The organism is Pseudomonas sp. DC3200b2 (assembly GCF_049895785.1).
Lineage (GTDB): Bacteria > Pseudomonadota > Gammaproteobacteria > Pseudomonadales > Pseudomonadaceae > Aquipseudomonas > Aquipseudomonas massiliensis.
This window is the reverse complement of the sequence record NZ_JAFCTA010000002.1, coordinates 462,570-474,758: the sequence shown is the minus strand read 5'-3', so window position 1 is coordinate 474,758 and position 12,189 is coordinate 462,570. Positions and strand designations below refer to the sequence as shown.

At 63.8% G+C, this 12,189-nt stretch carries 9 protein-coding genes; 7 read left to right on the top strand and 2 right to left on the bottom strand.

Annotated features, from left to right (window positions below):
- Positions 1-111: 111 nt before the first annotated feature.
- Complete coding sequence (locus ACP691_RS07900) at positions 112-846, bottom strand: FadR/GntR family transcriptional regulator (RefSeq protein WP_426199636.1); 735 nt, start codon at positions 844-846, stop codon at positions 112-114.
- Between the two features lie 104 nt (positions 847-950).
- Complete coding sequence (locus ACP691_RS07895; protein WP_426199201.1) at positions 951-2,747, bottom strand: thiamine pyrophosphate-requiring protein; 1,797 nt, start codon at positions 2,745-2,747, stop codon at positions 951-953.
- Between the two features lie 129 nt (positions 2,748-2,876).
- On the opposite strand from ACP691_RS07895, the gene ACP691_RS07890 reads away from it, so the two are divergent.
- The 7 genes from ACP691_RS07890 (at position 2,877) to ACP691_RS07860 (ending at position 12,182) form a co-directional block, all read left to right on the top strand.
- Positions 2,877-3,818, top strand: coding sequence for a class I SAM-dependent methyltransferase (locus ACP691_RS07890; RefSeq protein ID WP_426199199.1), 942 nt, complete (start codon positions 2,877-2,879; stop codon positions 3,816-3,818).
- Between the two features lie 88 nt (positions 3,819-3,906).
- Entirely contained in the window at positions 3,907-6,168 is a 2,262-nt protein-coding gene (locus ACP691_RS07885) for a putative bifunctional diguanylate cyclase/phosphodiesterase (RefSeq protein WP_426199197.1), read from the top strand.
- A gap of 187 nt (positions 6,169-6,355) precedes the next feature.
- On the top strand, positions 6,356-7,660 hold the full coding sequence (locus ACP691_RS07880; protein ID WP_426199195.1) for an ABC transporter substrate-binding protein: 1,305 nt from the start codon (positions 6,356-6,358) through the stop codon (positions 7,658-7,660).
- Positions 7,661-7,725: 65 nt separating this feature from the next.
- Positions 7,726-8,655 (top strand): carbohydrate ABC transporter permease, encoded by a 930-nt coding sequence (locus ACP691_RS07875; RefSeq protein WP_426199192.1) that lies wholly within the window; start codon positions 7,726-7,728, stop codon positions 8,653-8,655.
- 10 nt (positions 8,656-8,665) lie between these two features.
- Positions 8,666-9,499 (top strand): carbohydrate ABC transporter permease, encoded by an 834-nt coding sequence (locus ACP691_RS07870; RefSeq protein ID WP_426199191.1) that lies wholly within the window; start codon positions 8,666-8,668, stop codon positions 9,497-9,499.
- A 62-nt stretch (positions 9,500-9,561) separates the two neighbouring features.
- Positions 9,562-10,665: an ABC transporter ATP-binding protein gene (locus ACP691_RS07865; RefSeq protein WP_426199189.1), complete on the top strand. Its 1,104-nt coding sequence runs from the start codon at positions 9,562-9,564 to the stop codon at positions 10,663-10,665.
- A gap of 14 nt (positions 10,666-10,679) precedes the next feature.
- The gene (locus ACP691_RS07860) at positions 10,680-12,182 is read left to right on the top strand and encodes a mannitol dehydrogenase family protein (RefSeq protein WP_426199187.1); all 1,503 of its coding nucleotides are present in this window, start codon (positions 10,680-10,682) and stop codon (positions 12,180-12,182) included.
- Positions 12,183-12,189: the final 7 nt, after the last annotated feature.

Genomic DNA, 12,189 nt, shown 5'->3' with positions numbered 1-12,189 from the left:
TCCGATCACGCTTCAGGCCGGACCTGGCATATTGGCGGGCCCTTGCGTTGCGTTCAAGCGCTGCCGCTTGCCTGCCGTGCCGCTCATCCCCAAGGCCAGTGCGGCACCGTGCTAGATATCCTCCCCTCTCGGCTGGTGCGAACGGATCACACGGGCCCGGCTGTTGGCCAGGTGCACTCGCATGGCCGCCCGGGCGGCGTCGTAGTCCTGGCGAGCGATCGCGTTGTAGATATGTTCATGCTCTCCAACCAGCCGGCCATGGGCCTGCTGCCGATCCAGTCGGGCGATCGCCAGGGTATTGAGCCGCGCGCGCGGGAACATGCTGGTGCCAAAATGGGTGACGATTTCGGTGTAGTAACGATTGTTGGTGGCATGGGCTATTTGCAGGTGAAACTGAAAATCCGACACCAGCGAACCGCCCGTATCGCTGGCCCGTTCGAAACGCGCCAGCGCCTCTGCCAGGGCGGCCAGCTGCGTCTCGGTCCGGCGCAGCGCCGCAAGGCCCGCGGCCTCGACCTCGAAACTCATGCGGACGTCCAGAATGGCGACCACGTCCTGCAAGGTGACGATCGTGGAGGGGTCCAACCGGGGGCTCGCACTGCCACGGGCGTTGAGCACGAAGGTGCCGATGCCCCGGCGAGTTTCCACCAGGCCGGCCACCTGCAAGCGAGACAGGGCTTCGCGGACCACTGACCGGCTGACACCGCCGCTTTCCATCAGCTCCACTTCACTGGGCAACCTGTCGCCCGGTTTCAATTCGCCCGCGCCGATGCGCCGAGAAAACTCTTCCACCAGGGCCTGGGCCAGGTTGCGTGGGCGGCGCGGCGCGCCAGTGGGGGCACTGATGTCAATGGCCAAGGAAGTCTGTCTTTACCAAAGGAAGTTAGGGCAATCATATAGGAATGCGCAGCACCATGGCCAAGGCCTCCCTTCCATGCAGGCCATTCATTTCATTCCTTGCGTTGCCCGGGCAACACCGCGCCAAGCACCTGGCGCGCGGTCTGCAGGAGGATGCCGGCTTCGTCGGGATCGCCCTTGAGCAAGGCCGAGGCGAATTTCTTCGCTTGCTCGAGCTTGATATGCGGAGGCAGCGGCGGAACGTTCGGATCGGTCTTGAATTCGATCACCACTGGCCGGTCGCTGGCCAGGGCCTGCTCCCAGGCGCCGGCGACCTGATCATCATTATCGACAAAAATGCCTTTCAGACCGATGGATTCAGCGAAGCGGTGATAGGGAACGTCCGGGATGTTCTGGGAGGCCTCGAACTTGGGGTCGCCCTCCATCACCCGCTGCTCCCAGGTTACCTGGTTCAGGTCTTCGTTATTGAACACCGCACAGATCCATCGGCTGTCCCTCCACTCTCGCCAGTACTTGGCCACAGTGATCAGCTCGGCCAAGTTGTTCATCTGCATGGCGCCATCGCCCACCAGGGCGATCACCGGGCGGTCAGGCCAAGCGAACTTGGCGGCGATGGCGTAGGGAACCGCCGCGCCCATGGAGGCCAGGCCGCCCGACAGCGAACACTGCATGCCACGGCGGATCTTCAGGTCGCGGGCGAACCAGTTGGCGCAGGAGCCCGAGTCGCTGGTGATGATCGCCTGGTCCGGCAGGCGCGGCGACAATTCATACACTACGCGTTGAGGGTTGATCGGGTCGGCCGTGACCAGGGCGCGATCGCTCAGCGTCTTGTCCCAGTCCGCATGCCAGCCCTCGACTCGCTCGCGCCAGGCGCCGCGGTCTTTATCCAGCAGCAGCGGCATCAGCGCGGCAAGGGTCTCGGCCGCGTCGCCGGTGAGGTTGACTTCCATGGGATAGCGCAGGCTCAGCATGTCGGGCGTCAGGTCGATCTGCACGCCCCTGGCCTGCCCTTCCTTGGGCAGGAACTCCGAGTAAGGGAAGCCCGAGCCGATCATCAGCAAGGTATCGCACTCGCTCATCAGCTTATAGCTGGGCTCGGTGCCCAGCAGGCCGATGGAGCCTGTTACCCAGGGCAGATCGTCGGGCAGTACCGCCTTGCCGAGCAGGGCCTTGGCCACGCCCGCGCCGAGCACATGCGCGACCTGGGCGACTTCATCCGCTGCCCCAAGGGCGCCCGCCCCTACCAGTATGGCGATGCGCTCACCACTGTTGAGCACGTCGGCGGCCCGTTGCAGGTCATGTTCGTAGGGCACCACCCGGGGGCGACTGAAGCCTACCCCTGAATGCACGGTGCCATGAGCCCGGACGGGCTCGCTGTAGGCTTCCTCCTGAAGGTCATTGGGCAGCACCAGCGCAGTCACGCGCCGCTCGCCTACAGCCGTGCGCACGGCGCGGTCCAGCAAATGTCGCACCTGCGACGGGGCACTGGCCTGTTGCACGAACGCGCCGGCCACGTCCTTGAACATGGACACCAGGTCCAGCTCCTGCTGGTAATGTCCGCCCAAGGCGGTACGGGCTTGCTGCCCGGCGATGGCCAGGACCGGCATGTGGTCCATGCGCGCGTCGTACAGCCCGGTGATCAAGTGGCTGGCGCCTGGGCCGGAAGTGGCGATGCATACGCCAAGCTCGCCGGTGAACTTGGCGTGGGCACAAGCCATGAAAGCGGCCATTTCCTCGTGTCGGGCTTGAACGAACTCGATCTTGCCCTTGGCCCGGGCAAGCGCCCCGAACACACCGTTGATGCCATCGCCAGGGTAGCCGAAGATGCGCCTTACCCCCCACTGGTAAAGCCGCTCAACCAGAAAATCGCCGACGGTCATGCTCGCCATGGCTTATCTCTCCTTGCCGGTACGTTTGCTGTCTAGACCGCCCCCGGCCCGGCGCCGGTTCCATTTATTTCCTCGAAACCCTGGAGTTGGCTACACTCGCCGCCCTTTTTTCAGCAGTGCCGCCTGACCATGGACTCCGTCGCCCTCGCCTCCTTGTCTCTTTGCCTGCGCCAGGCGCTGGCCGCTCCGCCGACCGAGGCGCGGCGGCTGCTGCATGGCCGGGGCCGCCGTTGGCCGGGGTTGGAACAGCTCACGGTGGACTGGCTTGAAGGGCTTGTGCAAGTAACGCTCTTCAAGGCGCCGCCGGCCGAAGCGCTGGAAGCACTCATGGAATGTTTGCGCGGCGTGCTGGCCGAACCGGGCTGGGCAACCTCCGATGCTCAGGCTCTGCTGCTGCAGCAGCGCTATCTGGACGGCAGCCCCTCCCTCTGGCTTGCTGGCCAGGCCCAGGGCCCGCGTCGGATCCATGAACAAGGCCTGGCCTACTGGATAGAACCCGGACGCGCCCAGAACAGCGGTTTCTTCCTGGACATGCGTGCGGGCCGGCAGTGGGTACGCCAGCAGGCGGCCGGCAAGCGAATACTGAACCTGTTCGCCTACACCTGCGCCTTTTCGGTGGCCGCCATGGCTGGCGGCGCTCGCGGCGTGGTCAATCTGGACATGTCCAGTGCCGCGTTGGCGCGGGGGCGGGAGAATCATCGCGCCAATGGGCATGATCTGACGCCCGTGAGCTTTTTGGCCCATGATCTGTTCAAATCCTGGGGCAAGCTGGCCCGCCTGGGCCCCTATGACCTGATCATCGTCGATCCGCCGTCCTTTCAGCAGGGCAGCTTCGTATTGGCCCGGGACTATCCGAAGGTGTTGCGTCGTCTGGAAGGGCTGCTTGCCCCCTCAGGGCAAGTAATGGCTTGCCTCAATGACCCCGCCCTGTCGACAGACTTTCTGCAGGAAGCCATGGCCAAGCACGCCCCGACATTGACTTTCGTCGAGCGGCTGGCCAACCCCGCCGAGTTCGAGGACATGGACCCGGACGCAAGCCTGAAGGTGGCGATCTTTCGCCGGGACGCCTAGAACGCTGACGGGGCTTCATTTTTTCGCTGGGTCGCCGATACAGCAGACACCACAGCTTCGCTGACTTCATCCAGGCCATCCAGCGTCCATGATCCCGCGCATTCTTACCCGCTTATTGCCTTACCGCCGCGACCAGCGGGGTATCGTCCTGCTTCCGTTGGCGATATTGCTGATCGCGGTGGTACTGGCTCTCTGCGTAGGTCATCTGGAGCTGCGCAACCAGCGAGCCGAAGAACGCGGGGACGTTCGTCTGGAGCTGACCGCCCTCAGCGCCCAGGTGCAAAGCCAGGTACGTAGCGCTTTCACCGAAAGCGAGGGGCTGGCACAGCTTATCGCCGTGGACGGCGATATCAGCCAGGCCCGGTTCGCCGGCATGGTAGGCCAGATGATGGACAAGCTGCCTTACCTGAGCCATATCGCCGTCGCGCCCAACGATGTGGTGCGCGATGTGTACCCTCGTGAAGGCAACGAGCGACTGCTGGGGCTGGACTTCCGCTCCGTCAGCGGACAATTCCAGCAACTGGAAGCGGCACGCCAGGCCCGGCAGAGCATCCTGGTAGGGCCGTTGCGCCTGTACCAGGGCGGCCTTGCCCTCGTCTATCGTCGTCCTGTGTTCGTCACTGGCCCGCTGGGGCGGCCCAAATACTGGGGCGCGCTGTCGGTGGTGGCCAAGGTGGACGGATTATTGGTCGCTTGCGGCATCACGGCGCATCCGGACCTTGAGCTTGCCCTGCGCGGGGCCAACGGCCTTGGCGCCAGGGGCGACCTTATCTGGGGGGACCCCGCGCTGTTCAACAAAGCCAACGTCCTGGCGGACATAGACATCCCCGGTGGCCGTTGGCAACTGGCCGCCCGCCCCAAGGGCGGCTGGCCCAAGCCAGACTTGCTGGACTCGCGCCTGTTCCTGCTATGCCTGGGTGCTGGCGCCTTGCTTGCGCTGCTTTGCGCGCAGCTCACTCGCAGCCATCTATTGTTGAGCCGGCGCAACCACGACCTGAAGCGCGAAGTGGCTGAACGCCAGCAAGCCGAGGCGGAGTTGGCGCACATCGCCCACTTCGACAGTGTGACCAACCTGCCGAACCGGGTGCTGTTCCGCCAGCAGCTCGACCGCTGCGTCACCGATGGCCTGACATCGACTGGCTTTGCGGTCCTGCTGCTGGACATCGACGGCTTCAAGGTCATCAATGACACCCTGGGTCATGCCCTGGGTGACCAGTTGTTGCAACAGGCCACTGAACGCCTGGCGCGACAGATCCGACCTGGCGATACCCTGGCCCGGCTAGGCGGCGATGAATTCGGCTTCATACTCGAAGGCGCGGGTGATCCCGGCGAGGCCGCGCCTCGGATCGAAGGTCTGGTCCGGGCCATGCAGCAACCCTTTGACCTGGACGGGCATACCGCGCTGGTTTCCGCCAGCGTGGGCGCCGCCCTGTTTCCGCTGGACGGCCAGTGCGCGGCCGATCTTATCCGCCACGCGGACACGGCCATGTACAGCGCCAAGGAAGCTGGCCGCAACGACTACCATTTCTATCAGCCAGCCATGACTTCGGTGATCCATGAACGGGTAATGCTCGAACATGCCCTGCGCCGTGCCTTGCAATTCGACGAGTTCGAGCTGTGGTACCAGCCCAAGGTCTGCCTGCGCACCGGCGCCATCGCCGGCGCCGAGGCCTTGCTACGCTGGCGTGACCCGGTTCAGGGGCTGATGCTGCCTGACTTGTTCATTCCTGTTGCCGAGCGCAGCGGCTTGATCGTGCCCATGGGGCAGTGGGTGCTGGAGGAAGTGTGTCGACAGCAGCGGGTATGGCGCGAGCAGGGCCTGTTCGAAGGCCGGATCGCCATCAATGTCGCGGCGCCGCAGATCGACCGCAGCGATTTCGTCGCCAGCGTAACCGCCGCCCTGGAGCGCAACGGGCTGCCCGCGGCTGCCCTGGAGGTGGAGGTCACCGAAAGCCTGCTGATGGAAAGCCAGGAGCGTGCCCGAGACGTGCTGGCGCACCTGCAGGCCATCGGCGTACGCACCGCCATCGATGACTTCGGCACTGGACAATCCTCGCTGGCCTATCTCAAGTGGCTGCCCGTGGACCACTTGAAGATCGATCGCGCGTTCATCCGCGATCTGCCCGATGACCGTACCTACGGCGCCATCACCGAAGCCATTATCGCCCTAGGCGCGGCGGTGCGCTTCTGTGTCACGGCCGAAGGGGTGGAAACCGCGGACCAGGCCCGCTTCCTTCGCGATGCCGGCTGCACCTACGGCCAGGGCTACTACTTTGGCAGGCCCATGCCAGCTCCCGCGTTCGAAGCCTGGGTGCTGCAACGGCAGGCTGCCCTGGCCCTGCCGGGCTGAACCCGGCCGGGCGTACCGGCCACGCCCATGGCGTACTGCAAAAAAGTATCAGTGCCGGTGCGCCCGCGGCGTTGTTTCACGTGCTCGCCCAGCGTGTAATCCCTCCCAGGCACATGCCCCGCTTCCTTGCGGATCAAAAAGAACAATAACCAGGCCCGGGCGTCGCCCGGGCCATGAGGAGAGCACGATGCGCACGTCGGCACCCGCCATTTTCGCCACCTGCTGCCTTGCCCTGGTCGGGCCAGCCGTGGCCGCAGACACCCTGACCATTGCCACGGTCAACAATAGCGACATGATCCGCATGCAGCGGTTGTCCAAGACCTTCGAAGAACAGCACCCGGATATCAAGCTCAACTGGGTGGTGCTCGAAGAAAATGTCCTGCGTCAGCGCCTGACGACCGACATCGCTACCCAGGGCGGGCAGTTCGATGTGCTGACCATTGGCATGTACGAAGCCTCACTCTGGGGCGCCAAGAACTGGCTGGCGCCGATGCAGAACCTGCCGGCGGACTACAAGCTCGACGATGTCTTCCCTTCCGTCCGTGAAGGGCTTTCCGTTGGCGGCACCCTTTATGCCCTGCCCTTCTACGCCGAAAGCTCCATTACCTATTACCGCACCGACCTGTTCAAGGCAGCCGGGCTGACCATGCCAGACAAGCCTACCTGGACCCAGATCGGTGAATTCGCCAGCAAGCTCACCGACAAGAGCAAGGATCAGTACGGGCTCTGCCTGCGAGGCAAACCGGGCTGGGGCGAGAACATGGCATTGATCACCACCTTGGCCAATGGCTATGGCGGCACCTGGTTCAACGCCCAATGGGCGCCGCAATTCAACGGCAAGGCCTGGAAGGACGCCTTGAACTTCTATGTGAACAACCTCAAGCAGTTCGGTCCGCCGGGGGCTTCGAGCAACGGGTTCAACGAGAACCTGGCATTGTTCAACAGCGGCAAGTGCGCCATCTGGGTGGACGCCAGCGTCGCCGGTTCCTTCGTCACAGACCCCAGACAGAGCAAGGTGGCCGACAGTGTCGGCTTTACCTTCGCCCCCCATGAAACCACCGAGAAAGGCACCTCCTGGCTGTACTCCTGGGCGCTGGCCATTCCGACGACATCCAAGAAACAGGAGGCCGCGCGCAGCTTCACCACCTGGGCGACCTCCGAAGCCTACGCCAGGCTGGTGGCCGAGCAGGATGGCATTGCCAATGTGCCGCCGGGCACCCGGGCCTCCACCTATAGCGAGGCCTATCTGCAAGCCGCGCCCTTCGCACTGGTGACCTTGGAATCGCTGAAGGTGGCCGACCCCGCCGCCTCGGCAGACAAGCCCTATGTGGGCATCCAACTGGTGACCATCCCCGAGTTCCAGGCCGTGGGCACAGCGGTGGGCAAGGTCTTCTCCGGCGCGCTCACTGGCCAGGCCAGCGTGGACCAGGCCCTGGCCGCGGCGCAGACCGCCACCGAGCGGGAGATGAAACGGGCCGGTTATCCGAAATAAAGCCCAGCCCTTGACCGCCCTCCAGCTCCAGGAGGGCCCTGGTCACTCTTGCCAAGGTAACCATCATGACTGCTTCGACCCTCAAGGCCGGGCTCGCGAACGACCCTCGCCAGCCCGGCCGGCGCCTGTTCCGCAACCCCGGCTGGTTCCTGGTCAGCCCCTCGGTCATTCTGCTGCTGCTGTGGATGATCGTGCCCCTGGCGATGACCCTGTATTTTTCCCTGATTCGCTACAACCTGCTCTACCCAGGGGAAAACGCCTTCGTGGGGCTGGAAAACTTCAGCTTCTTCCTTACCGATAGCGGCTTTCTGCCCGGAGCGTGGAACACCGCGGTGCTGGTGGTCAGCGTGCTGCTGATCAGCGTGATGGGCGGCGTGCTCATCGCCGCGCTGCTGGAAGCCAGCGAATTCTTCGGCCGGGGCGTAGTACGGGTGATGCTGATCTCGCCTTTCTTCATCATGCCGACCGTAGGCGCATTGGTGTTCAAGAACCTGATCTTCCATCCGGTATCCGGCGTGCTGGCAGCGCTCTGGCGATTCTTCGGCGCCGAGCCGGTGGATTGGCTGGCCAACTATCCCTTGCTGTCGATCATCCTCATCGTGGCCTGGCAATGGCTGCCCTTCGCGATTCTGATCCTCATGACCGCGATGCAGTCCCTGGACCAGGAGCAAAAGGAAGCGGCGCGGCTGGACGGTGCCGGCCCGCTGGCGATCTTCTGGCACCTGACCCTGCCGCACCTGGCCCGGCCGGTGGCGGTGGTGGTGATGATCGAAACCATCTTCCTGCTGTCGGTGTTCGCCGAAATCTTCACCACTACCAATGGCGGGCCAGGCTTCGCCTCCACCAACCTGGCCTACCTGATCTACAACCAGGCCCTGGTGCAGTTCGACGTCGGCATGGCCTCGGCGGGCGGGCTGATCGCCGTGGTGATCGCCAACATCGCTGCCATCGTGCTGGTACGCATGATCGGCAGGAACCTGACCGACAAGGGCTGAGGGCAAACCCATGATGACGCTCAAACAATCCAGACGGCTGCAAAGCCTGGCCCTGGGTACGCTGTCCTGGCTGGTCGCGCTGGTCATTTTCTTCCCCATCTTCTGGATGGTACTGACCAGCTTCAAGACCGAGATCGACGCCTTCGCCACGCCGCCGCAGTTCATCTTCAGCCCTACCCTGGAGAACTACCTGCATATCCAGGAACGCAGCGATTACTTCCACTACGCCTGGAACTCGGTGCTCATCTCCTTTGTGGCGACCCTGTTGTGCCTGCTGATCGCTGTGCCGGCCGCCTACTCCATGGCTTTCTACGAGACCCAGCGCACCCGCAAGACCCTGCTGTGGATGCTCTCCACCAAGATGCTGCCACCGGTGGGTGTGCTGATGCCCATCTACCTACTGGCCAAGGGGGCCGGGCTACTGGATACCCGACTGGGCCTGATCATCATCTACACCCTGATCAATCTGCCGATCGTTGTGTGGATGGTGTACACCTATTTCAAGGACATCCCCCGCGACATTCTTGAAGCGGCTCGGCTCGACGGGGCCACCCTGCTGCAGGAAATGCTGCGGGTACTGCTTCCGATCAGCAAGGGGGGGCCGGCCTCGACCGTCCTGCTGTCGCTGATCCTGTGCTGGAACGAGGCATTCTGGTCGCTGAACCTGACCAGTTCCCAGGCGGCGCCGCTTACCGCGCTGATCGCTTCCTATTCCAGCCCGGAGGGCCTGTTCTGGGCCAAGCTGTCCGCGGTTTCCACACTGGCCTGCGCGCCCATCCTGATCTTTGGCTGGATCAGCCAGAAGCAACTGGTGCGCGGCCTGTCCTTTGGCGCAGTGAAATGAACGCCGGCGCGCCTCGGTCGCGCCCGGCCACCACCTGTCTGGCTTGAACAAGGAGCCAACCCATGGCGACGTTGAAAGTCCGAAACCTGAAGAAAGGCTTCGAAGACCTGCAAATCATCAAAGGCATCGACCTGGAAGTGCGCGACCGCGAATTCGTGGTGTTCGTCGGCCCTTCCGGTTGCGGCAAATCCACCCTGCTGCGCCTGATCGCCGGGCTAGAGGATGTCAGCAGCGGGCAGATCGAGCTCGACGGCCGGGACATCACCGAGGTCCCCCCGGCCAAGCGTGACCTGGCCATGGTGTTCCAGACCTACGCGCTCTATCCACACATGACGGTACGCAAGAACCTCTCCTTCGCACTTGATCTGGCCGGGCGCGACAAGCAGGAGATCGAGCGCAAGGTGAGCGAGGCTGCCCGCATCCTGGAGCTGCAGCCATTGCTGGAGCGCAAGCCCAAGCAGCTGTCCGGTGGCCAGCGTCAGCGCGTAGCCATCGGCCGTGCCATTGTGCGCAACCCGAGGATTTTCCTGTTCGACGAGCCCCTGTCGAACCTTGACGCCGCCCTTCGGGTGCAGATGCGCCTGGAATTGTCACGCCTGCACCAAGAGTTGCAGGCCACCATGATCTACGTCACCCACGACCAGGTGGAGGCCATGACCCTGGCCGACAAGGTAGTGGTGCTCAATGCCGGACGGGTCGAGCAGGTAGGTTCTCCCCTCGAGCTCTATCACTACCCGGCCAATCTTTTCGTGGCCGGGTTCCTGGGCACGCCCAGGATGGGCTTTCTCAAGGGGCAGATAAGCCAGGTCTTCGATAACGGTTGCGAACTGCTGCTCGACGCGGGCACCCGCATCAGCCTCCCCAGGGTAGGCCCGCAACTGAGCGAAGGCAGTGCCGTGACCCTTGGCATCCGGCCGGAGCATCTGGAGCTGGCCCAGCCTGGGCAGGCCAGGCTGAGCGTGACCGCCGACGTGAGCGAGCGACTGGGCAGCGACACCTATTGCCATGTACGCACCGACGCCGGCGAAGCCCTGACCCTGCGCATCAGGGGGGACCTGGCCAGCCAGTACGGCCAACGCCTCGACCTGTACCTGGACCCTGCCTGCTGCCACCTGTTCGATGCCAATGGCCTGGCCGTACCCAGCGCCTTGCGCGCCGCCGCCTGATGCCTGGAGCCTTCATGACCATCGCACCGCCAAGACTTAGCCTGGAGCATCTGGACGATCTGCCAGACGTGGTGAAACGACCTTCCTACCCGCCCGAGCTGTTGACCCAAGGCATCGTACACATTGGGGTCGGCGGGTTTCATCGCGCCCATCAGGCCTATTACACCGACGCCCTCATGAACCAGGGCAAGGCTCTGGACTGGGCCATCTGTGGCGCCGGGCTGCGACCCGAGGACCGCCGCGCCCGCGACCATCTGGCCAGCCAGGATCATCTGTTCACTCTCTACGAGCTGGGTGACCATGAGGATACCGAGGTTCGGGTGATCGGCGCACTGCGCGACATGCTGCTGGCCGAGGACGATCCCGAAGCGCTGATCAGCCGCCTGGCCAGCCCGGGCATTCGCATCCTGTCCCTGACCATCACCGAAGGCGGCTACTGCATCGATGACAGCACCGGTGAGTTCATGGCGCACTTGCCCGCTATCGAGCATGACCTGGTCAATCCAGGCGCGCCATGCACAGTATTCGGCTTCGCCTGCGCCGCGCTGCAACGCCGTCGGGCGGCAGGTCTCCCACCGTTCACGGTGATGTCCTGCGACAACCTTCCTCACAACGGTGAGGTGGCGCGCAAGGCCTTGCTGGCCTTCGCGCGCCTGGCCGGCGATACCTATGGCACAGGCCTGGCCGACTGGATCGAGCGACAGGTCGCGTTCCCCAACGCCATGGTGGACCGGATCACTCCCATGACCAGCGCCGCGCACCGGCAACAGCTGCTGGAGCGACACGGCATCGATGACGCCTGGCCGGTAGTGTGCGAGCCCTTCGTGCAATGGGTGCTCGAAGACAATTTCTGCAACGGACGCCCGGCCTGGGAAGACGTCGGCGTTCAGTTCACCGCCGACGTTACGCCCTATGAACAAATGAAGATCAAGCTGCTCAACGGCAGCCACCTGGCGCTCACGTACCTGGGCTTCCTGCGCGGCTACCGCTTCGTCCATGAGACCATGCAGGACCCGTTGTTCGTGCAGTACATCCGCGACTACATGAAACTGGACGTACTGCCCCAGCTTGCGCCTGTCCCGGGTATCGACCTGGCCGGCTACCAGGACACGCTGATCCAGCGGTTCTCCAACAGAGCCATCGCCGATCAGCTCGAACGTGTATGTTCCGACGGCTCTTCGAAATTCCCCAAGTTCACCGTACCTACCATCAACGAGCTTATACGCAGCGGTGGTGACCTGCGCCGCGCTGCGCTGGTGGTCGCGGCCTGGGCGCTCTATCTGCGCGGCGTGGATGAGAACGGCGTCGCTTATTCCATCCCGGATCCCCGCGCCGATTTCTGCCAGGGCCTGGTCACTGAAGATGATGGCCTTACCCAGCGTCTGTTGGGCGTGGTGGAAATTTTCGGCCAGCAGATGCCCGCTTCGCCTGATTTCATTTCCGCGTTCGAGGAACAATTGAACCACCTGCGCGCCTATGGCGTGGAAAGCGCGCTCCGCGCTTTGGTGAGCCTTTGAGGAGGCG